Origin of the sequence: Hymenobacter sp. DG01 (assembly GCF_006352025.1) — a bacterium.
Lineage (GTDB): Bacteria > Bacteroidota > Bacteroidia > Cytophagales > Hymenobacteraceae > Hymenobacter.
In genome coordinates, this window is the sequence record NZ_CP040936.1 from 3,417,493 (window position 1) to 3,439,591 (window position 22,099).

The window sequence follows — 22,099 nt, forward strand, 5'->3', positions numbered from 1 at the left end:
GTTTTTATTTGAACAAGGCCGCCGCGGGCGGCTTTTTTCTGGCTGTATGCTACTCTCTAAACACTACGCCGGCCGGGGGCCGATGCGCCTAGCCCTGGCCACCATGCTGGTGCTGCTGCTCTTTGCCTGGCACTTCTACCTGGAGCGGGCGGCCTACTACGACCTGGCCTACCACTTGTTTATCTACCTGAAAGACAAGTCTCTGTTCGTGCAGAACCGCCGCTTCGTGGCCATCGTTACGCAGCTACCTACCCTGCTGGCCCTGAAGGCGGGCCTGCCCCTGGATGGGGTGCTACGGCTGTACTCGGTGGTGTTTATTGTGTACTACCTGGCCGTTTTTCTGGTGTGTGCCTACTGGTTCCGCAACCAGCAGGTAGCCCTGGTAGTAGCACTACTTTACGTGCTGCTGGCCTCGCGCACGTTCTACTGGGCGCAATCGGAGCTGCCGCAGGGTCTGGCGGCCTTGCTGCTGTTTTACGGGGGCGTGGCCCGGCAGGCGCCCCTGCCCTGGCGGTTTAGTACCCTGGCCCTGGCGGCCCTGGTGCCGGTATTCATCTTCGGCCACCCGCTCATCATTCTCCCCTTCCTGTTTATCTGGGCCTACGACTGGGTGCTGAACCGCCGGTTTCGGGACTGGGCCTACTACGGCATGCTGGTGCTGGCCCTGGCCATGTACCAGCTGCGGGCCATGCTGATTCCGCCCGGCTCCTATGAGGCCACCCACATGACCTTCACGCCCAACCTGATTAAGTTTTTCCCTAACTACCTGGCTCTGGGCAGCTTTCATAATTTCTGGCAGCTCTGCAGCCGCAGCTTCCTGGCCCTGCCCTTGCTACTGCTGGCGCTTACCGTGTTTTACGCACGGCAGCGCACCTGGCCGGCCTGGCTACGGCTGGGGCTGGTGTGGGGGTTTGTGGGGGGCTATACCTTTATTATCAACGTTTCAAACCCCGACTATACTGACCCTACCTACCTCGAAAACCTGTACCTGCCGCTGACCTTGTTTGTGGCTGTGCCCTTTGCCCTGGAATTGCTGCCGGCCCTGGAGCGCCGCTGGAACGGGCGCGGGGCGGCCCTGGCAACCGGCCTGCTGGGGGTGCTACTGCTGGCCCGGCTGGCTCTGGTGTGGCAGCGCCACGTCCCGTACACGGCTCATCAGCAATGGCTTAATCAGCTGCTTACCTACACCAGCCAGTTTCCGGAGCGCAAGTTTATCATGGACTTCAACAACATGGATCCGCACCAGCTGCGGGCGGGCGGGTCGGCGTGGGCTTCGGCCAGCGAAACCATGATGGTCAGCGCCCGGCAACACCCCGACTCCGTGCAGACCGTGCGCGTGGGCACCGATGTGGAGCAGATGGCCGCCGCGGGCGCCCAGCCGGGCATACTACTAGGGCCGTTTGAAACCATGAACACATCTGATTTGCCGGCCCGCTACTTCCGCTTCCCTAATACCTCGTACCGCGTCCTTAACACCCTACCCCCTTCCGATACGGCAAGCCTCCGCCCCTATATTACCGCCCACCAAGGCGTGCGGTTGGTTTTGCCTGGCGCCGTGCCCACCACCTGGCAAGCCGGCCGGCAGCACACCTTGCCGGTGCTGATTCAGGTGCCCCCAGCGGCCCGCCCCCTGCACTCCGGCATCCGGGCACCGCACCCAACGCTGCTGCGCACGGCCTTCTACAAAGCCCACGACTGGCCCACCGATGCTCTGCCCGTGGAAGTACCTCTGGAGGTAGATGTGTGGCAGCCCTGGACCCAGACCTTACCCCTCCGGGCCCCGCAGCAGCCCGGCCACTATACCTTCGAGGTCAGCCTGATCAGCAAAGACTACCGCGACTGGCCAGTGCGGCTGCGCATACCGGTGGAGGTAGTGGAGTAAGGCTTTCTTCAGAAAAAACCCGGCGGCCCGCCCCGGCCCGGAACCTGGTTCCGGGCCGGGGCGGGCCGCCGGGTTTCAGGGCCGGAAAAAGTTACCGCTGGCTGGCCAGGGAAATGCTCAGGTCGTCGAGGTAAACCGGCTGCTTGCTGTCAGCGCGCCACAGGTACACCAGGATTCGGCTGGTAGGCTTGGCCGCGTCCGGCATGGTAATGGTGTGCTCCACGTACTGCCACTTGTTGTACACCTTCACGGCCTGGGCCACGTCCAGGCCTTCCCAGAGCAGATTGGGCGCGCCGGGAGTATCGCCTTTAATTTCGATGACCAACTTGGCCGCTCCCTGTTCGCTGGCCAGCAGTACCCAGCCTCCCACCGTGAGCTTGGCGGGCCACTCAGGTGCCAGCCGGCTTAGCGGGTTGACGTACCCCAGGCTGAACTCGTGGCTGGGCCCTACCATGGTGCTGTACTGGCCGGTGTGGGCTTGGTCGCGGTTGAGGGTAGCCAGGGCCGGCGAATCGGCCAGCCAGCCGTCCAGGTTCTCGAAGCTGGTAGCGGCCAGGGTATTGGTAGCGGCCGGTTTAGCGGGCTTTTCGGAGCAGCCCGCGGCTGACAGCGCAAGGAGCAACCCGGCGGGAACGTACTTCAGCATAGCACAGGAAAGCAAATCAGAGGAGAGAAGGCAAGGGTAAAAGCCTGCCCGGGCGCGGGGCCAAGAGCGCCGTGAGAGGCTGCTTTAATGATCGAAGAAATGCTCTTTGTAGCGGGCCCAGTCCATGTTGCAGCAGTCCACCACCCCGCGGGAGTACTGCCAGCTCTGCCGCACACTCAGCAGCACCAGGGCCCCCACCACGAAAGCCACCGGCACGGCACGTGTGTTCCACCACCGGGCCAGAAAAGCGGCCAGACACAGGCTCAGCAGCGGATACAGGCTGATGAGGGGCCGGCAGCCAAACCCGCCGCCGTAGGTCCAGTCCCACCAGCTAAAGGTCAGGTACACCACAAACGGCACCAGCACCACCACTACCGGCACCAGGGCCGGGGCAATCCGGCGCAGCCACATAATACCGAGCAGGGCAAACACCAGCACCGGACTCCAGAACAGCCAACCTTTTCGCGCGCTGAACAGCCCATCCAGCAAGTGGGGCTTGAGCAGATAGAACCGCTCCCCGGGGTAAAACTCCATCAGCCACTGCCCGCCGGCCACGCGCCAGAATATCAGCTGCACGCTACCCACGAGGGCTACAATAGCCACCATGATCAGCAGCTGCTGCCAGCGGCCCAGCCAGAAGCGCAGGCGCTGGGCTACGGCCGTGCGGCTGGTAAGCCCCCACAACAGGGGTATGGCTATCATCCAGAGCTCTGAGGGCCGTACCAGCATCATCATGCCAAATACCAGTGCCAGCCTGATGCCTGCCGCCCAGCCCCCGCCCGGCCCGTACCACTGCCGGGTATAGCGCAGCAGCAGCACATTCAGCAGAAACAGCGTACCATGCGACATGGGCGCATCGACGGTGGCATAAACAAACAGGTTGGTTCCCAGACTAATGGCCAGCAGGGTCAGGGCCGCCAGATGATCCGGGACGTAGTGGCGCAGCTCCCGGCCCAGTAGCCATAGGCCCAGTAACGCATACACCGTGCACCCCCAGGCAATGTAGCGTTGGTAGGGCTCCGAGTAGCCATCGGTGGGGAAGCCGGCTACCGTGGCGTGCACCTGCGCCACGGCAAACCACGGCGAGTAGGCCACGGCCATGCCAATGGGGTACTTGAACACGACCCGGCCGTTGGGCAAGTGCACCATGCTATAGTCAGGGTCCAGATCGGGGCGGTACTGCTTACGAACGTAGGTTAGGAAGGACCCCTCGCCGACATCCTTGGTAATGAAGGCCGAGGGCAGATACAGGTAGTAGCCCCCGGCGTCCCAGATCAACACATCGGACCGGTTCCAGCGCGAGGTATCCCTCATCAGGGCCACGTGCACAAAGGCAATAATCAGCCAGACGAAGCCCACGTGGGTGCTGGGCAACCAGCGGCGCCAGGCAGCGGCTGGGGTAGGTACCTGCGATATTTCGGCTTGCATACGCCCGAAAAAGAATAGTAACAAAGGAAGGAAACATCCCGGCGCACCGGGAGCAGGCTACTGCTGATAGTACTGCTTGGGCCGGTCGGTTATGCCCCAGTAGTGCAGCAAGCGGGCCTGCAGGTCCGACTGGCTCGGGTCAGTCAGGGCAACCCAGCTCAGCACGTTGCAATAAGGCGAAAGGCGTACCGTCGGCTCCGGGGCACGAACCATCTGGTCCAGGGCCCACCGCTCGCAGTCGTTGTTGCGGGGCAGCTTGGGCACGGCATCCATATAAATAAACGTAGCCAGAAACAGCCCGACCAGCACCGCGTACCCGTTGCGCACCCGCCCCCGCAGCTGAAACAGCAGAAAATACGTGGATACCCCGTAGGCATAAAATAAAGCCAGCAGCACCGGCATGATCGAGTCGCCCCGAATCAGGTAGGGCCGGTAGTCGCGGTAGCCTCCAAAGGGCAGCAGCACCAGGAACAGCACCGAAAACACTCCTACCGCCCGCAGGCTGCCCAGCACCCACGCGCGCTCCGGGGAGGGTGGAAACAGCCGCCGCACCAGCTGCCCGTTCACCAGGATCAGGAGCAGCAGCAGGGGTAGGCCCCACTCCAGCTTCAGCTCCAGATAAAAGCCCTTGGGCAGCAGCTGATACAGTTGACCCAGGGTGTGGGTATGCGAGTTTTCGGCGTTGTTGCGGCCAATGTAGAGCGAATACACGCTCAGGCCAGCCAGAACACCTAGCAGCAGCAAGGCCTGCCCCGAAAGCCATTGGTCTTGGCGGGGGGCGGCGGGGGTAGCCAAGGCGCGCCACCGGTGCCAGGCCCAGTACACCCCAATACCAAACAGCAGCACGGCCACGGCAGCGGTAGCAATGGGCCCATTAAAGGAAATAACTACCATCAGCAGCACCAGCAGCAGGCCCCGCAGCGGGTGCAGGCGCAGGGGCTGCCGCTGCTGGGCGGCCCGGAAAAACGGCCAGAGCAGCAGCAGCAGCAAGGCCAACGGGAAAGCGTAGAAGAAGGTATAGGTGATGGCGCGGTTGGTAATGCCCATCTGCTCATAAAACCCCTCCGTCTGGAACAGGGGCACCAGCAGGGCCGCCGCCACCCAGAAGCCCCAGCTGCCGCGGGCCTGCCCCCCACCGCCTCGCCGCACGTAGGCCGCCAGCGCTAGCACAATCAGCACCTGCACCGCCGTCGAGAACAGGGCGCTGGCTACGTACAGGCTTTCGATGGGGGTAGTAAACTGCTGCAGCACCTGCGGCGCCTGCTTCCAGTACAGGCCCATGGCTGCGTGCGCAAAAAATCGGTTGGTACCGGCGTACATAGCCTTTTTAGTGACAACGGCCCAGCCGAACGGGTCCTGCAGCACTTGTGAGTACCACGGCGCCGGAAACACAATGGGCACCAGGTCGCCATCCAGGGGCAGTTGCAGATTCTGCCAGAACGTAAGCCCCGTGTCGAGTAGAATAAGCACGATGATCAGGCCGGTCCAGTAGCGTTTAGGCATAGCAGCAACAAGGGTTGGGGCAGCCGGGCTGCCGGATAAGCATAAAACGGGATGCCAGCCCGACCCAAAGGCATCGGTCCGGCATCCCGCCCTGAAGTATAGCAATCAGCCGCACTTATTCCTTGATGCTCAGCTTCACGTCGTCGATGAGCACGTAGTCGCTGGCATCGGCGCGCCACAGCGACAGGCGCAGGTGCTGGGCTGCCGTAATGTTGTCGGGCAGGGTAATATCCTTGCTCACGGGCACCCACTTGCCGTACGATTTCACCACTTCGCCCAGCCGGATACCGTCGCCGAATACCTGCTTGCTGTTGGTGTCATCCATCACCTGCACGCCCAGCATACCCGTGGCTTTGTCGTTGGGCAGGAAAGCGTAGGCCTCCAGGTGTACGGTCTTGATTTTGGTGGGCGTGGCCTGGCCCAGGGCCATGTCGAAGGTCAGGCTGAACTCCCGGTCTTTGTCCACCTTAATGGCATATCTACCCGAGTGCGCCCGGCCCCGGTCCAGCATCGCCGGATCAACGTTCCACCCTGCTACCGATTCAAAATCGTTGAACGTGATGGTTTTGGCATCGGAAGCGCCGGAGCTGGCCTTTTCGTCGGAAGAGCAGGCCCCAAGCACTGCCAGACTCAGCAGGACAGTAAATTTTTTCATGTAAGGTGAAGGTTGTAAAATGATTCGTGTAGCGGCTTTCAGTGAAGGCGCGGCAAAGGTATAAACTCTGCTAGTCAAGCAGCTATTGCGCCTTAAAAAGAACCGCGTCTTCTGTTTTGCGCGCCGGCCGGCGGCCTGGCTTCCGGCGGCCCCTACCCCCCGCCAGGCCGGCAGGCCTGCCTTCCGCGGCAGCGGGCAAGGGCCCGGCGGGCGTACAGCTTGCAGCTTCTTTTCCTTTCTTTGATGCTGCAATGCCCCCGCGCGGGCTTCCACTTCCCGTATTTGCTTGATGTCAGCCCCCCGCCCCCTTTATATCCGCGCCTATTTTTTGTGTATTATCCTCCTGGGGCTGCTCTTGTACAAGGATTACGGGGTGTCCTGGGATGAGTCCATTGACCGCACCAACGGCATCGTAAACGCCAAATACATTACCAACCTATTCGCACCCCAGTGGACGGAGCAGCAGGCGGTTTTCTCGAATGTGCCGGAGTTTGCCGGCTATGAGGAGCGCGACCATGGCGTTATCTTCCACTTGCCGCTGGCCTTTATGGAGGTTGCCTGGCCTGATCTGGACTCGCGCACGTACTACCTGGTCCGGCACTTCTGCATTTACCTCACGTTTGTCCTGGCCCTCTGGTCGGTGTATCACCTGGCCCGCATCCGGTTCCGCAGCTGGCAGCTAGGGCTACTGGCCAGCACCATACTCCTGCTTTCGCCGCGCATTTTTGCCGATGCCTTCAGCAACGGCAAGGATCTGGTGTTTCTGAGCTTTTTCACGTTCGGTATCTACACACTGGTCCGGCTGCTGGAGCGGCCTACCCTGGGCCGCGCCGTGCTGCACGGCCTGGCCACCGCCATAGCCACCGACATCCGGATTCTGGGCTGCCTGCTGGGGGCGCTTACGGTGGCCCTGTTTGTGCTGGAGCTGGCAGCTCCGGCTGCCTCGGCTCACCGCAAAAGCCTGCTCCGCGCCTTTTTACTGTACTGCCTGGCCAGCGCCGCGTTTACCGTGGCCGGCTGGCCCTACCTGTGGGAGGCCCCTCTGGATAACTTTCTGCTTGCCTTCGAGAAAATGAAGCGCTTCCGCTGGGACGGCTACATTCTCTACCTGGGCGAGCGAGTACACTCCTTGGCCCTGCCCTGGCACTACGCCCCCGTCTGGATTGTCATTAGCACCCCCATTGCCTACGTGGTAGCCAGCCTGATTGGCATTGGGGCCAGCGGGTACGCGCTGGTCCGCCACCCTTTGGCCACCCTGAGAACCCCGCAGGGCCGCCTGGATGCGCTGCTGCTGATGTGGCTGTTTTTGCCCCTGCTAATGGTGATTGTGCTGCACTCTGTGATTTATGATGGCTGGCGCCACCTGTACTTTATTTATCCGGCGCTGGTGCTGCTGGCCGTACGCGGGGTTCACGTCATCTGGCAGGCCAGCCGGGGCCGGGTTTCCGTCCGGCGGCTGGCGCTGGGGGTCGCCGTGCTGGCGGGCGCCGAGGCAGGGTACACGGCCGTCCGGATGGTACGCTCCCATCCCAACCAGCAGGTGTACTACTCGTTTCTTTCCGATCCGGAGGCCAGCCAGCTGTTCGAGGGCGACTACTGGGGCCTGTCGTACCGGCAAGGACTGGAATGGATTCTGGCCAACTCCACCTCCTCCCGCATTGCCATTGACGCGCCCTTCCGGATTGTGCTAGAAAACAACCTGGCCGTGCTCCGGCCCGAAGAGCGGGCCCGCTTCGCCATAGACCCCGACAGCCAGGAGCGGTACTTTCTTACGGCCTACCGCACCCACCCCGAGCCCTACCCCGACAGCATCGGCCATGAAGTGCACGCCGTGAAAGTAAACGGCATCCGGATTCTATCGGTGTTTTACCGCTGGTAGCACGGGCGCGCTAAGGCCAGTAGCGGACTACTGCGCCTCCTGCTCCCTACCCCTTCCGCCCCCGTGTACCGCCCGTGCCCGGTGGCCTAACAGCCCCGCCCGCCGGGTGCCACGCCGGCTTCCCCTGTCAAGGTCCATATACTTTCGCCATTTTTACCTGCCGAAACCCCACGCTCCGCCCCTTTGGACCTATCCGTTGTCATTCCTATTTACAATGAAGAGGCCAACATCCATGCCCTCTATCACCGGCTGCGGGGCGTGCTGGCGCCCATGCAGGTTGCCTACGAGCTCATCTTCATCAACGACGGCTCGCGCGACCAGTCCCTGGCCCTGATTCGGGAGCTGGCCGCCCACGACCCGCGGGTGCGCTACGCCGATTTCAGCCGCAATTTCGGCCACCAGATTGCCGTAACCGCCGGCCTGGATTTGTCGGGCGGCGAGGCCGTGGTTATCATTGATGCCGACCTGCAGGACCCGCCCGAGCTGATTCCGGCGCTCTATGCCCGGCTGCAGGAAGGTTACGAAGTAGTGTACGCCAAGCGCCGCACCCGCCAGGGCGAAAGCGCAGCCAAACTTCTAACAGCCAAGCTGTTCTACCGCCTACTGGCCAGTATTACCCATATTTCCATTCCGGTGGATACCGGCGACTTCCGCATTGTGTCACGCAAGGTGGTGGCAGCCCTGAAGCAGATGCCCGAGCAGAACAAGTTTATCCGGGGCCAGATTTCCTGGATTGGCTACCGCCAGACTTACCTGGAGTACGACCGGGCCGAGCGGGCCGGCGGAGCCACGGGCTACACCTACAGCAAAATGATCCGGCTGGCCCTGGATGGCATCACCGGCTTTTCCGACGCCCCCCTGAAAGCGGCCACGCTTAGCGGCTTTCTGGTGTCGGGGGTGGCCTTTCTGGTGATGCTCTACACGCTCTACGCCCGCTTTATCAGCGGTGATTACCAGCCGGGTTGGGCTTCATTGATGATCAGCATCTTATTTTTGGGCGGGGTTCAGCTGATTGCCGTGGGCATTATCGGAGAGTACATTGCCCGGCTCAGCGCCAACGTCCGCCAGCGGCCCCTCTACATTATTTCTGATACCAACGTGGGGGTCACCGGACCAGCTTCGCCGGTGCCTACCCCCCTGCCTAACGCCGAGCCCTCATGAATCTTGAATACGAACTGAAATACCACCAGATTGAAGAAAACTACTGGTGGTTTCAGGCCCGGCGCGACATGGTATTCCGGTTGGTGCAGAACCTGCGGCTACCTCACACGGCCCCCATCCTGGAAATCGGTTGCTCGGGCGGGCCGCTGCTGCAGCGCCTGGCCGGCCAGGGCTACACCAACCTTACGGGCATTGATGTGAGCGAGGCAGGCATTGCCGTAGCCCGGCAGCGCGGCATCCCGAACGTGTCGTGCATGGACGGCGCCCACCTCAACTTCCCCGATGCCTCTTTCGATCTGGTTATTGCCTCCGATGTGCTGGAGCACATCCAGGACGAGGCCCAGGCCCTGCGGGAGTGGAGCCGCGTGCTGCGGCCCGGCGGACAGCTGCTGGTGTTTGTGCCGGCCTTTTCCTTTCTGTGGGGCAAGCACGACGAGGTGAACCAGCACTTCCGGCGCTACTCGGCCCCACAGCTGACCGGCGCGCTACGGCAGGCCGGCTTTGCGGTGCAGCGCCACTCCTACTGGAACGTGGGCCTGTTTTTCCCGACGGCCGCCGTGCGCCTGCTCAACCGCGTCCGCCCGCCCCAGCCTACCCCCGGCGAGACGCTCAAAGACGACTTCTTCGCCACGCCGCCCCTGCTCAACACGTTACTGCGCGGCTTCATTGTGGCCGAAAACCGGGTGCTGCAGGCCCTCAATGCCCCCGTGGGCGTCAGTGTATTTTCTTTGGCCCGCAAGCCGGCCGCCTAACTTTTCCAGCGCTACCGTACCGCCGTGGACCTTTCTATCGTCATTCCGATTTACAACGAGGAAACCAACCTACCTGCCCTGTATGCCCGCGTGGCCCAGATGCTGGACGCCCAGCCCTCCTGGCAGGCCGAGGTGATTCTGGTCAACGACGGCTCGCGCGACCGGTCCCTGGAGCTGATCCGGGAGTTGGCCGCCCGCGACCCGCGCATTCACTACATCACCTTCAGCCGCAACTTCGGCCACCAGATTGCCATTACCGCCGGCCTGGATTTGTCGAAGGGCGCAGCCGTGGTAGTGATGGACGGCGACCTGCAGGACCCGCCCGAGCTGATTCCGGAGCTTTACGCCAAGCTGCGCGAGGGCTACGAGGTAGTGTATGCCAAGCGCCGTACCCGCCAGGGCGAGAGCATGATTAAGCTCTTCACAGCCAAAATGTTCTACCGCCTGCTGGCCAGCATCACGTCGGTAAACATTCCGCTCGACACCGGCGACTTCCGCATTGTGTCGCGCAAGGTGGTGAAGGCCCTGAAGCAGATGCCGGAGCAGAACAAGTTTATCCGGGGCCAGATTGCCTGGATCGGCTACCGCCAGACTTACCTGGAGTTTGACCGCTCGGAGCGGGCCAGCGGGGAGCCGGGCTACACCTACAGCAAGCTGATCCGGCTGGCCCTGGACGGCATCACTTCCTTCTCCGACCTGCCCCTGCGCATTGCGACCATCGGCGGGTTTACCGTGTCGGGGGTGGCTTTTCTGGTGATGCTGTACGCCGTGTACGCCCGCTTCTTTCTGCATAACTACGGGGTAGGCTGGCCTTCCATTATGGTGAGCGTACTGTTTTTGGGCGGGGTGCAGCTGATGGCCGTAGGCGTAATTGGCGAGTACGTAGCGCGCCTGGGCGCCAATGCCCGCCAGCGTCCCCTCTACATCATCGAGGACACCGACCTGACCCCGGAAGCTTCTCCCGAAGCCCAGTATAGCAAGTAGCACCCCGACATTCATACCCGGCCCGCATCCAGGCGGGCCAGCGTGCCCATCGGCCAGCGCCGCGGGAGGATTTCCTACCCCCATGAAAAGCGGAAAGCGTTCCGGCCAAAACGCCCGGATTCGTGTAGATTAGGTAGAGTTCCTCTACCTTTTCTGGCATGCTACAGCTGCACAACTTCATCGGCGGAGAGTTTCTGCCCCCGGCCGCGGGCACCTACCTGCCCGTGGTTAATCCGGCTACCGGGCAGGTGTTTGGGCAGGTGCCTGACTCTAGCCCGGCCGACATCGACCAAGCCGTGCGGGCCGCTACCGCTGCCCTGCCCGCCTGGCGCGCCCTGCCGCCCGAGGAACGGGGTAGGCGCCTGGTGAAGCTGGCTGCACTGATTGACCGGGACCTGGAGGCTCTGGCCCGGGCCGAAAGCGAGGACAACGGCAAGCCCCTGGCCCTGGCCCGCACCCTGGATATTCCGCGGGCAGCCAGCAACTTCGCTTTTTTTGGCACGGCGGCCCAGCATTTCGCTACCGAAGCTCACGTACAGGAGGGCATGGCCCTGAACTACACTGTGCGCCATCCGGTGGGCGTAGTGGCCTGCATTTCGCCCTGGAACCTGCCGCTGTACTTGTTTACCTGGAAAATAGCGCCCGCCCTGGCGGCTGGCTGCTGCGTGGTAGCCAAACCCTCAGAAGTGACGCCCTACACGGCCTATCTGCTCAGTGAGCTAAGCCGGGAAGCGGGCCTACCTCCGGGCGTACTCAACATTGTGCACGGCACTGGGCCGGGCGCCGGGCAGGCCCTGGTAGAGCACCCGGGCATCCGGGCCATCAGCTTTACCGGTGGTACGGCAACCGGCGCCCACATAGCCCGCACGGCGGCTCCGCAGTTCAAAAAACTTTCCCTGGAGCTGGGCGGCAAGAATCCCAACCTCATCTTTGCCGACTGCGACCTGACGGAAGCCGTGCAAACCAGCATTCGGAGCAGCTTTGCCAACCAGGGCCAGATTTGCCTGTGCGGCTCGCGCATTTTCGTGGAGCGCCCCCTCTATGAAGCTTTCAAGGCGGCCTTTCTGGCCCAGGTCCGGGAGCTGACCGTGGGCGACCCGCTGGAGGCCACTACTCGGCAGGGCGCCATCGTCAGCGAAGCGCATCTGCGCAAAATTCTCTCTTACATCGAGTTGGCCCACCAGGAAGGCGGTCAGCTACTAGCCGGCGGGCGGCAGCTGCACCTGTCGGGCCGCTGCGCCGAAGGGTATTTTCTGGAGCCCACCGTGTTTGAGGGGCTGGCACCCGACTGCCGCGTAAATCAGGAAGAAATATTTGGGCCGGTGGTTACGCTCACGCCCTTTGATACTGAGGAGCAGGCAGTAACCTGGGCCAACGGCACCGAGTATGGCCTCTCAGCTACCCTCTGGACCCGCGACCTGACGCGGGCTCACCGGGTAGCGCAGCAGCTGCAGGCGGGGGTAGTGTGGGTGAATACCTGGCTGCACCGCGACCTGCGCACCCCGTTCGGGGGCATGAAAAACTCCGGCCTGGGGCGGGAGGGTGGACTGGAAGCCCTGCGCTTCTTCACGGAAGCCCAGAATGTGTGCATAAAACTCTGAGCCAGCCATTTCCGGAGGGCGCGCAACCTATTGCAACGCAAGTACTGTTCTGGTCGTATCTTCGGAGCAGATTTCCACCCCTATGTCTCTCACATTGCCGGAGCCCGTTCCTCAGCTGGCTCTAGTGCTGCCCTGCTACCGCCCGCCCGGCAACTGGGCCGCCAACATTCTGGAAAGCCTGGCCCGACTCCAGGTCCTTCTGCCTGCCACAACCATTCACTTGTACGTAGTAAACGACGGGGCTGAGCCCGATGTAAGCGCCGCTGACCTGGCGCTGCTGCGCGACTCCCTGCCTTATTTCACTTACCTCTCCTACCCCACCAACCAGGGCAAAGGCCACGCCCTGCGGGCCGGGGTAGCCAAAGTGCGGGAGCCCTACTGCCTGTTTACTGATATTGATTTTCCGTATCAGGAGCACAGCGTGGCGGCCGTGTACGAAGCCCTGACCCACGCCGACTGCGACATTGCCGTGGGCGTACGCAACGAGGCCTATTATGCCCACGTTCCGCCGGCCCGGCGCCGGGTATCGCGGCTGCTGCGGCGCGTAACCCGCCACGCCCTGCGCCTGCCCGTGGAGGATACCCAGTGCGGGCTGAAAGGCTTCAACCAGCAAGGCCGGGCCCTGTTTCTGCGCACCACCACCCGGCGCTACCTCTTTGACCTGGAGCTGCTGTTTCTGGCGGCCCGAACAGCCCGGCTGCGCATTAGCCCGGTGGCCGTAGAACTGAAGCCCAATATCGTTTTCTCGGCTCTGAACCTGCGTATTCTGCTTACGGAAAGCCTTAACCTGCTGCGGATTGTGGGTAGCCCCAGCCGCCGCCGGCCTATCCTGTAGATACCCTACCGTACTGCCCAGCTGTAAAGGCGCAACGGCCCAGCCTCGGCCAGCAGCGTCAGGGGGAGGCGGGCCGGCAGCTGGGCGCCCGCTTCAATAAGCTGCCGGGCCTGCGGGTTGGCCTGACTGGCGGCAAAGGGGTTTGACCCATCGTAGTACCGCTGGTCGAAAAGCACGAGCACGGGTCGGCCATCAGCTTGCAGGCGCGCCTTTAGCTCCGGAGCGGGGCCGGCCGGGTCGAACAGGGTACGCAGCTGCCGTAGATGCTCGGGCGGCGTGCGCGCCATCTTGCTGGCCATCAGGGGCAGATTGGTGCGTAGGGCCAGTTGGTAGCAGCGCAGGGAATGAGCGTTTTCGTCGTCCACGGTCAGAGCCAGGTCTTCGCTTCCCACATGAAAAAAAGGTACCGGCAGAATAGCCTGGTACTGCTCGGGCCGCACGGAATAGAGCAAGTTATTGAGCTCGGGTTGCTGCTCGATGTCCGTTAGCACGTTAGGCAACAAGCTTTTGCGGTAGTGCTTGATGGTGTCGCGGGTATCTACCAGGGCCAGCACCACCAAGCCTGCCGCCAGCACCCAACGGCCCCGCCACCGGCTCTGGCTCAGCCAGAAATCCAGTCCTACCAGCACCAGCAAGTTTACGGCCCAGAAGAAAGGCCAGCTGAAGCGGGCCACTGCCCGGAAGTGCGACGCGGCAGCCGTAATCTTCTGCAGGTAGTAGAACACGCTCAGGTAGTTCTGAAACACGTATTGGTCGTCGGCCACGGTGTACTCGGTACCGATGGAGGCCAGCAGCCCGATCAGGGCGGCGCCCAGCAGCAGCAGCAGAGGCCGGCGGGCGGGCAGGCGGCGCCAGGCCGGGGCATAGGCGCGCAGGGCCCCGCGGCGCAGCAGCCACACCAGCCCCAGCAGCAACAGGCTAAACAAAGCAAACGCCCCCAGGTAGGCCCCCGACTCGTAGCTGACCCGCGGCCGGGCTTCCAGCACAAATCGGATGCTCTCGTAGGAGTACGACTGGGTAAGGGCGGAAAGCTGCAGCTTCCAGACGGGGTAGTCGAAGCCCGTAGCCTTAGCTCGTCGCAGGGAGTAGTAAGCATCGGTCAGCCGAATCAGCAGGAAGCAGGCTGCCACCGGGCCCACCGTGAGCAGGGCTCCTACCCCCGTCAGGCGGGGGTAGCGGAGCCAGCGCCGACGCGGCAGCAGCCACCAGGCAAAAAAGCCGGCCGTCAGCAGTGCCAGCAGCATCAGGTAGTATAGGTGCACCAGCCCGGCCAGGATAAAGCCGGCCACCAGGCCCGCTACTAGGCCCCGCACCGGCTGCCCGTCCTGCACCCGCCGGTACAGGCGCATTACCCCCCAGATGGCCAGCAGTACCACCCAGCTATAAGACAGGCTGAAGTGCCCAAGCAGCAGGCGCTCGGTTTGCGGGTTCAGCCAGGGCAGCATCAGGGCAAACAGCAGCACCAGCCCCCAGTGCCGCAGCAGCCTGTGCAGCAGCAGCACGAGCAGGCCTGTACTCAGCAGCAGGCCCAGCAGCAGCAGCCCGTGGTAGAGCTCCAGGCTGTAAGGAGTCAGGTCGGAAATGTAGTGCGACCACACGCGCACGGTCCAGGCTAGGGGCGGAGTATTATCGGTGTAATAGAGGTAGTCCCCGAAGGGATAATTCATCATCCCGAACCAGCGCAGGCCGTTGGCCCAGGGCTGCTGCACGTAGGCCAGAAAGGTGTAGTAGTTCTTGGACCCGTCAAAGGTATCGACCAGCAGGAAGCGGCCCGGCTCGGTAAACAGGGCCCCGAAGGCCCGCAGGATCAGGGCGGTTTGCAGGATCAGGGCCAGCCCCACCAGCAGTCCACGGGAGGGCTGCCACTGCCGGACGGCAGCAAAAGAAAACGTCATAAATGAGTACGTCCGTGAAACGGTGCTTCTGCGGCAGCTACCCCGGACGCAGGTAGCCCAGCCGGGGTAGGGTTAGCGCGTGAGTTGGAGGCGGCAGCGGCGCCGCTGGTTTCCTACCCGCAGCTCCGCTACATATAGGCCGGCAGCCGGAAAGCGGTTCACGTCCAGCCATTGCTCGTGCCGGCCGCTTTCCTGGCGGCTGCCGTCCAGCAGCCGTACCACCTCGCGGCCCTGCATGTCCAGAATGCGCAGCCACACGTTAGCGGCCACAGGTAGCTGGTAAGCCAGCAGGCTGGACTGCGTAAAGGGGTTGGGGTAGTTGGGTTCCAGCACGAGTTTCTCAGCCAGAATGTGCGCCTCGTCGTCGGCCAGGTCAGTATCGGGCTCGGGAGCGGGAGCCAGCACCGGGCCGGAAGTGGGGTCGGAGGCAGGGTCAGGAGCGGGCAGTGCCAACACTGGGCGCGAGGGCTGCAGCATGGCGCCGGTCTGGTGCTGCACCTGGGCATACTGGTGGCCGATGAATGCCAGATGCTTTTGGTCCCAGGCACTGTACTGGCCCTGGCTGCTCATGGTCTGGCTGTAGGCCTGATACACTTGCATCTGACGCTCTTTCTGCTGGGCGTTCAGGTTTTCCGGCCGGCGCGCAACATTGTAGCCCACATACTGCACGAAGCAGCATTCCAGCTGAGCGGCGGCACTTTTCGCCAGCAGGCCAGCCATGCGGTGGTCGGCGTGGTCGCCGGGGTTCAGCTGCTCATCGGGCTGCGGGCAATGAATGGTGAGCTTGCCTTCAACGGCCTGCTGGGCCAGCAGCTCCCGGATGGTTTGGCTCAGGTCATTCCAGGAAGTGTAGGCTTTGCCGCCGCTGAGGGGGGTAATGGGGGTTCCTTTTTCGCGCAGCAGACGCAGACTTTGAAATTTGCCCCGGGGCATGCCTTTACCATCGAGGCCGCCGTCGGGTAGGTGCAGGAAGCAGGCCACCGTGTTCTTGTAGCGGTACACATCAATGGCGTGCCCGTTGATAACCAGCGTTTCGAGAGGCTTGGGGGCGCTGGGCGTGGCGCCGGGAACCTGGTCCACGGCCTGCAGTACGGAAGCCCGGTGGCCAGCCTCCCGGCTTTGCCAGTAGGCGTCGCTGGGCTCATTTGCCTGCCCACCCGTCAGGCAGATAAAAATCATGCGGCGGCGGGTGCGCTGTACTTCCTCGCAGAGGTTGCCGCCCATAAACAGTTGCCAGTCGTCAGGGTGGGCGGTAATTACGGCCGTCCAGCGGCGGGGCGGGGTGGTGGTAGCATTCTGGGCCCGTCCGGCCCAAGGCAACGCCGCGCCCACGCAAAGCAACATGAGAAAAACCCAGCGTAAACTATTCCTCATACGGAGCGGGTAGGGGCAAGGGGAGTGTGCTTTTCAAAGTTAAGACTCAGCAGTCAAAAATCTTGCATGCTGTCAGCAACTTGAAAATTTTATTAATCCCGTTACCTGGCCGGTTATCCTACCCCCGGCCGTCGGCCAAACCCTCTCCCTATTTCACATCTTACTATCTCACGCCCAGGCACCTAGTGCACCCGGCGTACCACCCGGCCCGGGCGTGGCAGCAGGTTTTAGTCCAGCCGGGCCAGAGCGGCTTCCAGGTCGGTGAGGGTGGTTTCCTGAAAGCGCAAGGTATCGGAGGGCGAGCTGGTGGTAGCCTCGCGGCGGGCCAGAAAGGGAGTCCCGTTTTCGTAGCGCAGGCCCAACACCACCACCGTGGCCCCGGTGGGGGCGCTGGCAAAGTGGTAGCCCGCGGCCTGGGGCGTACCGGCCAGCACCACGCGGCGCCCTGGCACCAGCATCCGCACGGCCGTATGCTCCCCGTCGGTGGGGGTAGCGGCGGGCACGTAGAAAGCGGCAGCAGCGCCCGCCCAGGGCTGTCCTACGGCTAGCCAGCCCAGCCGCGTGGGCTGCAGGGCATTGGGCGCGGGTGCCAGCTCCTGCTGTTGCGGCTCAGGGGACGCAGCCGCAATGGGCTCGGGCAAAGCGGCCGGATCGGGGGCAGAGGCCAGGCCAGCCTGGAAGTTAAACCGGATGGGCAGCACCATTTTCACCTTCACAAAACGCCCATCCTGCTGGCCCGGCGTCCAGCGGCCCGAGGTTTGACGGAGCACCCGCAGCACCTCCTCGTCGCAGCCGTCGCCAATGCCGCGCAAGATGCGTGGGCTTTGCACCCGGCCGGCCTCATCAACTACAAACGAGGCAAACACCAGCCCCTGGGTCTGGCGCTCCTGGGCCTGGCGGGGGTAGCGCACCAGCCGGTTGATATCGGCTGGGCCCTGCCCGAAGCGGGGCATCTGCTGGGCGGTGGTGTACACCTGCTCCGTAGGGGCCGCAGAGGCTTCACCTTCCAGCCAGCGCACGGGCGCTGCCGAGCCGGTAGCCTGCCCGTAGAAGAGCGGATGGCTACCTCCTCGACTCCCGGCCAGTTCCAGCTGCAGGTGGCGGCCAGCGGCCAGCATCAGCTGCTGGCCGGCAGCGGTGGCCCGCACCAGTACGGCACCCGTCAGCTCCAGCGGGGCGCCGGAGAGGGTTTCCGTGAGCAGGTTGGAAAGCAGCATGTCGGAGGCGGCGTAGCACTCCTTCAGCTCTACCCACACGGTACCGGTGGCAGGGCGCTGCCGGGCATCTACCAGCGCCCCGGCCGGAATGCGCACCACCGTACCTTCGCGCCCGCGCACTTCGGCGGCTTTGGTGGGGTCAATCTGGAAATATTCGCTGGCTTTCAGGGTCAGATCCTGGAGGCGGGCTTCGGCGGGCGGGGCATCAGAACCCACGCCGGCGGGGCGCCGGGTGCTACCCCGGTAGACCACCAAAGGCGCCAGGCGACTGGTGGGCCGCTCCAAGCGGTGCCAGTCGCGGCGCACGGAGGTGGCACCTACGGGGTTAGCTACAGAGTCAAGGGCCAGTGTATCGGCCAGGGCGGGGGCGGTAGCGGTGGGGGTAGGGCGCTGGGCAGCGCGCTCCTGCTGGCAGGCTACCAGCAGCACGCTACTCACACCCAGGTACAGAAAACGAAGCGAGGTACGCATTAACATAGGACCACTCTACGCGGGAAACACTGGATTTATTGATGTAAGGTTACATTTTTCTACTAAATACTTGAAGTGGAGCTGGTTTAGTTGAGTTTCATCTGCTACTTGCCCGCCGCGGGTCAGCTTTTGCCTCCTTCACTACCCTCTTTTCCAGCCCGTACTGCCTTATGCTCGACCAGATTATTGAAGCGCGCCAGGCCGCCCTGAGTCCGGGGTTCAACGTGCGCCGGATTTTGCCCTACCGCCTGCGCCGGATGCTGGGCCCGTTCATCTTCATGGACCATGCCGGGCCGGTCAGCTTCGCCCCCGAGAAGCTGCCTGAGCTGGATGTGCTGCCGCATCCGCACATTGGCCTCTCCACGGTCAGCTACCTGTTTGGCGGGCAGGTCACGCACCGCGACAGTCTGGGCGTGGAGCAGGTTATCCGGCCGGGCGAGGTGAACTGGATGACGGCCGGCTCGGGCATTGCCCACTCCGAGCGTTTCGAGGACCCGGCCACGCTGGCCGGTGGCGCTCTGGAAATGATTCAGACCTGGGTAGCCCTGCCTGAAAAGGACGAGGAAAGTGCCCCGGCCTTTACCAACTACCAGCCCCAAGAGCTGCCCGTTTTCACGGAGCCCGGTGTGTGGATGCGCCTGATTGCCGGCGAGGCCTTCGGGCTGCGCAATGAGGTCCGAACCCACTCGCCCCTGTTTTACCTGCACGTAGTGCTGCAGCCCGGTGCCCGGTTTGGCCTGCCGCGCGGCTACCCTGAGCGCGGCGCCTACGTGGCGAAGGGGCTGGTGGAGGTCAGCGGCCGCCCCTATGGTCCTGGCCAGCTGCTGGTGTTCACACCCGGTATTGATCCGGTGCTGGTGGCCCGTGAGGCCAGCACGCTGATGCTGCTGGGCGGCGAGCCCCTGGGTGAGCGGTACATCTGGTGGAATTTCGTGTCGTCGCGCCGGGAGCGGATTGAACAGGCCAAGGCCGACTGGCAAGCTGGCCGCATTGCCCTACCCCCCAACGACAACGCGGAGTTTGTGCCTCTGCCCCAGGACAAGAGCCGACCAGCGGGTGGTGGCTCGCCCCCGCCACAGGCCTTGTCGTAAGCAGGAGCTAACCCGCACATTCTCCACTGGTAAGCCAGCAACTACCTTTTGTCAATCAACTACTTTTATATACTAAATTATTTGGATTATTAACTAATTTTATTAGCTTTGAAGTATTGTTCTTCCAGCCGCCCTTTCTCCTTCCGACTATGAAAAACGAGCTTCAGTACGTGGTTTGCTGCCAGCTTACCCTAGCCGAGCTTAGCTGCGGTCAGGTAATGAGCACCCGGCAGGTAAAGCAGCTGGTAGCCAGTTCCACGGCCGAGCTGCCCGAGCTGTTCACCGACCTTTACGAGCAATTCCGGAGCCCCCAGCTGTTGGGGCTGCAGATTACCTCCATCCGGTACCGCCAGCCGGCCACTCGTCGGGTTCAGGAGGAAGCCTCCGTGGAAGAGCTGCAGGAGTGCTGACCAGAAGACAGATACCTATAAAAAAAGCCCCTCCGCGGAGGGGCTTTTTTATGCGGGCGGCTTACAGGTTTTTCAGCACGAAATCCGTCATCTGGCGGTAGAGGTGCAGGCGGGTGTTGCCCCCGTAAATACCGTGGTTGCGGTTGGGGTAGTACAGGGTCTGGTAGTCTTTGTTGGCCTTAATCATGGCCTCGGTGAAGGCTACCGAGTTCTGGAAGTGCACGTTGTCGTCGCCGGTGCCGTGTACCAGCAGGAGCTTGCCCTTGAGCTGGTCGGCAAACTGCACGGGCGAGTTGTCGTCGTAGCCCTGGGGATTTTGCTGGGGCGTTTTCAGGAATCGCTCGGTGTACACCGAGTCGTAGTAGCGCCAATTGGTAACGGGGGCCACCGATACGCCCATCTTAAATACATCGGCGTTTTTGGTCAGGGCCAGGGCCGTCATGTAGCCCCCGAAGCTCCAGCCCCAGATGCCAATGCGCGACTTATCCACGTAGGGCAGGGTAGCAAAATACCGGGCGCTGGCAGCCTGGTCAATGGTTTCCAGCTTACCCAGGTTGGCATAGGTGCTCTTTTTGAAAGCCGCGCCGCGGGCGCCGGTGCCCCGATTATCTACTGATACCACAATGTAGCCCTGCTCGGCCAGCAGCTGGTGCCAGAGGTAGTTGGTGAAGGCAATGCCTCCGCCCGCATCGTCTTTCACGGTCTGGGAGCCGGGGCCGCCGTACACGTACATCAGCACGGGGTATTTCTTGCTGGCATCGAAGTTGGCGGGCTTCAGTACGGAGGCATTCAGCTCTACCCCTTCGGCCGTCTTGAAGCTGATAAACTCCAGTTTGCCCAGGTTGTACTGGGTCAGCTTCTGGCGCAGGGCAGCATTGTCTTCCAGCACCTTCACCAGCTTGCCATCCTGGCCGTTGCGTAGGCTCACTACCTGGGGTTGCCCGGCTTCGGAGTGGTAGTTGAGGAAGTAGCGGGTGTCGGCGCTCATGTTCACCACGTCATTACCGGGGCCGGCCTCGCTGAGGCGGGCTTTGCCCTTGCCTTTCAGGTCGATGCGGTAGAGGTGACGCTGCAGAGGCGAGGCTTCGGTGCTGGTGAAGTACACTACCCCCTTCTTCTCGTCAAACCCATCAATGCTGGTGATTTCCCAGTTGCCTTTGGTGAGCTGGCGGACCAGCTTGCCGTTCATGTTGTACAGGTAAAGGTGGCGGTAGCCGTCCTTTTCGCTGCTGAACAGAAACTCCTTGCCGCCCTGCAGGTAGCGCAGGTCGTCGTTTACCTCCACGTAGGCGGGGTCAGTGTCCGTCAGCACCACACTGGTTTTGCCGGTACGGGCATCGGCGTGCAGAATTTCCAGCTTGTTCTGCAGGCGGTTCATGCGCCGGATGCTGAGCAGGTTAGGCGTCTGGGTCCAGATGATGCGCGGAATGTACTGGTCAGCCTCCGGGCCCACATCCATTTTGGTTGATTTGCCGGCCGCCACATCATAGGCCGAAATGCTTACGATGGAGTTTTTCTCGCCGGCCTTGGGGTATTTGTAGCGGTAGTCTTTGGGGTAGAGCGGGCCCCATTCCTGCATGTTGTACTCGGGCACCTCCGTTTCATCGAAGGTGTAGTAGGCAATCTGCCGCGAGTCGGGCGACCATTGAAAGCCCTGAGCAAACTCAAACTCCTCCTCGTACACCCAGTCGGTGCCCCCGTTGATGATGCGGTTCCGGGCCCCGTCGGTGGTCACGGCCGTTTCCTGCATAGTTGCCAGGTCCACCACAAACAGGTTGTTGTCGCGGACGAAGGCTACCCGCTTGCCATCCGGCGAGAAGGTAGCGTAGAGCTGCTTGCCAGCTGTTTTGCTCAGGGGCACCAGCTGCTTGCTACCCCGGTCGTACACGAAAAAGTACGACTTGCTGGAGCGCCGGTAAATCGGCTCGGTATCGGTGCTGAACAGGATTTTGGTTTCGTCGGCGTTGAAGCTGTAGCCGTCCACTGGCAGGGGCTGGCTCTGACCGGGCAGCTTCAGCTCGGCACCCGTCACCAGGGTTTGCACGGGCTGGCCGGTGGTTACGTCATTCTGCACCAGGTTGCCCTGGCTGAGCGAAGAGTAGTAGCGGCCGTCCTTCATCCAGTTGAAACCAGGCACAGAGCGGGCCGAGAACGTGCCCTTCTGCCAGATATCTTCGAGGGTAATGTTTTGCTTTTGCTGGGCAAAAGCGGCCGGCGCGCTGCCGGGAAGCACGGCCGGGCTGGCCGCAGTCAGGAACAGGGCCAGGCCCAGGAAACGAAAATTCATGCGGAGAAAAGTAAAATGTCGGCGGGAA

Annotated in this window: 17 protein-coding genes; 9 read left to right on the forward strand and 8 right to left on the reverse strand. The window is 62.6% G+C overall.

What is annotated here, in order from left to right; translation table 11 throughout:
• Positions 1-46 precede the first annotated feature (46 nt).
• The gene (locus FGZ14_RS14500; protein WP_139924946.1) at positions 47-1,882 is read left to right on the forward strand and encodes a hypothetical protein; all 1,836 of its coding nucleotides are present in this window, start codon (positions 47-49) and stop codon (positions 1,880-1,882) included.
• Positions 1,883-1,973: 91 nt separating this feature from the next.
• Here FGZ14_RS14500 and FGZ14_RS14505 read toward each other — a convergent pair whose 3' ends face one another.
• From FGZ14_RS14505 to FGZ14_RS14520, 4 genes are all read right to left on the reverse strand, one after another.
• Complete coding sequence (locus FGZ14_RS14505) at positions 1,974-2,528, reverse strand: hypothetical protein (protein ID WP_139924947.1); 555 nt, start codon at positions 2,526-2,528, stop codon at positions 1,974-1,976.
• A gap of 84 nt (positions 2,529-2,612) precedes the next feature.
• Entirely contained in the window at positions 2,613-3,956 is a 1,344-nt protein-coding gene (locus FGZ14_RS14510; protein ID WP_139924948.1) for a hypothetical protein, read from the reverse strand.
• 57 nt (positions 3,957-4,013) lie between these two features.
• Complete coding sequence (locus tag FGZ14_RS14515; protein WP_139924949.1) at positions 4,014-5,459, reverse strand: hypothetical protein; 1,446 nt, start codon at positions 5,457-5,459, stop codon at positions 4,014-4,016.
• A gap of 115 nt (positions 5,460-5,574) precedes the next feature.
• Entirely contained in the window at positions 5,575-6,114 is a 540-nt protein-coding gene (locus FGZ14_RS14520; RefSeq protein WP_139924950.1) for a hypothetical protein, read from the reverse strand.
• A gap of 328 nt (positions 6,115-6,442) precedes the next feature.
• Here FGZ14_RS14520 and FGZ14_RS14525 point away from each other — a divergent pair, with 328 nt between their 5' ends.
• The 6 genes from FGZ14_RS14525 to FGZ14_RS14550 all read left to right on the forward strand — a co-directional run bounded on the left by FGZ14_RS14525 (position 6,443) and on the right by FGZ14_RS14550 (position 13,326).
• The gene (locus FGZ14_RS14525) at positions 6,443-7,993 is read left to right on the forward strand and encodes a hypothetical protein (RefSeq protein WP_139924951.1); all 1,551 of its coding nucleotides are present in this window, start codon (positions 6,443-6,445) and stop codon (positions 7,991-7,993) included.
• Between the two features lie 183 nt (positions 7,994-8,176).
• Positions 8,177-9,154: a glycosyltransferase family 2 protein gene (locus tag FGZ14_RS14530; RefSeq protein WP_139924952.1), complete on the forward strand. Its 978-nt coding sequence runs from the start codon at positions 8,177-8,179 to the stop codon at positions 9,152-9,154.
• Positions 9,151-9,906 (forward strand): class I SAM-dependent methyltransferase, encoded by a 756-nt coding sequence (locus tag FGZ14_RS14535; RefSeq protein WP_139924953.1) that lies wholly within the window; start codon positions 9,151-9,153, stop codon positions 9,904-9,906. Before FGZ14_RS14530 ends, FGZ14_RS14535 begins: the two co-directional genes overlap by 4 nt.
• Positions 9,907-9,930: 24 nt before the next feature.
• A complete protein-coding gene (locus FGZ14_RS14540; protein ID WP_139924954.1) occupies positions 9,931-10,890 on the forward strand; it encodes a glycosyltransferase family 2 protein in 960 nt (319 codons plus the stop codon).
• A 158-nt stretch (positions 10,891-11,048) separates the two neighbouring features.
• Complete coding sequence (locus FGZ14_RS14545; RefSeq protein ID WP_139924955.1) at positions 11,049-12,491, forward strand: aldehyde dehydrogenase; 1,443 nt, start codon at positions 11,049-11,051, stop codon at positions 12,489-12,491.
• 82 nt (positions 12,492-12,573) lie between these two features.
• Complete coding sequence (locus FGZ14_RS14550; RefSeq protein WP_139924956.1) at positions 12,574-13,326, forward strand: glycosyltransferase; 753 nt, start codon at positions 12,574-12,576, stop codon at positions 13,324-13,326.
• 5 nt (positions 13,327-13,331) lie between these two features.
• Here the strand turns inward: FGZ14_RS14550 and FGZ14_RS14555 are convergent, their stop codons facing one another.
• The 3 genes from FGZ14_RS14555 to FGZ14_RS14565 all read right to left on the reverse strand — a co-directional run bounded on the left by FGZ14_RS14555 (position 13,332) and on the right by FGZ14_RS14565 (position 18,283).
• Entirely contained in the window at positions 13,332-15,221 is a 1,890-nt protein-coding gene (locus FGZ14_RS14555; protein WP_139924957.1) for a hypothetical protein, read from the reverse strand.
• Positions 15,222-15,293: 72 nt separating this feature from the next.
• On the reverse strand, positions 15,294-16,595 hold the full coding sequence (locus tag FGZ14_RS14560; protein WP_139924958.1) for a PIG-L family deacetylase: 1,302 nt from the start codon (positions 16,593-16,595) through the stop codon (positions 15,294-15,296).
• 227 nt (positions 16,596-16,822) lie between these two features.
• Complete coding sequence (locus FGZ14_RS14565) at positions 16,823-18,283, reverse strand: energy transducer TonB (RefSeq protein WP_180754365.1); 1,461 nt, start codon at positions 18,281-18,283, stop codon at positions 16,823-16,825.
• Between the two features lie 170 nt (positions 18,284-18,453).
• Here FGZ14_RS14565 and FGZ14_RS14570 point away from each other — a divergent pair, with 170 nt between their 5' ends.
• Together FGZ14_RS14570 and FGZ14_RS14575 are read left to right on the forward strand one after the other, a co-directional pair.
• Entirely contained in the window at positions 18,454-19,374 is a 921-nt protein-coding gene (locus tag FGZ14_RS14570; RefSeq protein WP_139924960.1) for a pirin family protein, read from the forward strand.
• A 149-nt stretch (positions 19,375-19,523) separates the two neighbouring features.
• Complete coding sequence (locus tag FGZ14_RS14575; protein ID WP_139924961.1) at positions 19,524-19,784, forward strand: hypothetical protein; 261 nt, start codon at positions 19,524-19,526, stop codon at positions 19,782-19,784.
• Positions 19,785-19,845: 61 nt separating this feature from the next.
• Here the strand turns inward: FGZ14_RS14575 and FGZ14_RS14580 are convergent, their stop codons facing one another.
• Positions 19,846-22,071 (reverse strand): S9 family peptidase, encoded by a 2,226-nt coding sequence (locus FGZ14_RS14580; RefSeq protein WP_139924962.1) that lies wholly within the window; start codon positions 22,069-22,071, stop codon positions 19,846-19,848.
• Between the last annotated feature and the right edge of the window lie 28 nt (positions 22,072-22,099).

Excerpts from the sequence above, each read along its gene's own strand:
- FGZ14_RS14570 (WP_139924960.1), top strand. The coding sequence starts at position 18,454 with ATGCTCGACCAGATTATTGAAGCGCGCCAGGCCGCCCTGAGTCCGGGG.
- FGZ14_RS14550 (WP_139924956.1), top strand. The coding sequence starts at position 12,574 with ATGTCTCTCACATTGCCGGAGCCCGTTCCTCAGCTGGCTCTAGTGCTG.
- FGZ14_RS14510 (WP_139924948.1), bottom strand. The coding sequence starts at position 3,956 with ATGCAAGCCGAAATATCGCAGGTACCTACCCCAGCCGCTGCCTGGCGC.
- FGZ14_RS14520 (WP_139924950.1), bottom strand. The coding sequence starts at position 6,114 with ATGAAAAAATTTACTGTCCTGCTGAGTCTGGCAGTGCTTGGGGCCTGC.
- FGZ14_RS14535 (WP_139924953.1), top strand. The coding sequence starts at position 9,151 with ATGAATCTTGAATACGAACTGAAATACCACCAGATTGAAGAAAACTAC.
- FGZ14_RS14545 (WP_139924955.1), top strand. The coding sequence starts at position 11,049 with ATGCTACAGCTGCACAACTTCATCGGCGGAGAGTTTCTGCCCCCGGCC.
- FGZ14_RS14505 (WP_139924947.1), bottom strand. The coding sequence starts at position 2,528 with ATGCTGAAGTACGTTCCCGCCGGGTTGCTCCTTGCGCTGTCAGCCGCG.
- FGZ14_RS14555 (WP_139924957.1), bottom strand. The coding sequence starts at position 15,221 with ATGACGTTTTCTTTTGCTGCCGTCCGGCAGTGGCAGCCCTCCCGTGGA.
- FGZ14_RS14580 (WP_139924962.1), bottom strand. The coding sequence starts at position 22,071 with ATGAATTTTCGTTTCCTGGGCCTGGCCCTGTTCCTGACTGCGGCCAGC.
- FGZ14_RS14515 (WP_139924949.1), bottom strand. The coding sequence starts at position 5,459 with ATGCCTAAACGCTACTGGACCGGCCTGATCATCGTGCTTATTCTACTC.
- FGZ14_RS14500 (WP_139924946.1), top strand. The coding sequence starts at position 47 with ATGCTACTCTCTAAACACTACGCCGGCCGGGGGCCGATGCGCCTAGCC.
- FGZ14_RS14575 (WP_139924961.1), top strand. The coding sequence starts at position 19,524 with ATGAAAAACGAGCTTCAGTACGTGGTTTGCTGCCAGCTTACCCTAGCC.
- FGZ14_RS14565 (WP_180754365.1), bottom strand. The coding sequence starts at position 18,283 with ATGCGTACCTCGCTTCGTTTTCTGTACCTGGGTGTGAGTAGCGTGCTG.
- FGZ14_RS14560 (WP_139924958.1), bottom strand. The coding sequence starts at position 16,595 with ATGAGGAATAGTTTACGCTGGGTTTTTCTCATGTTGCTTTGCGTGGGC.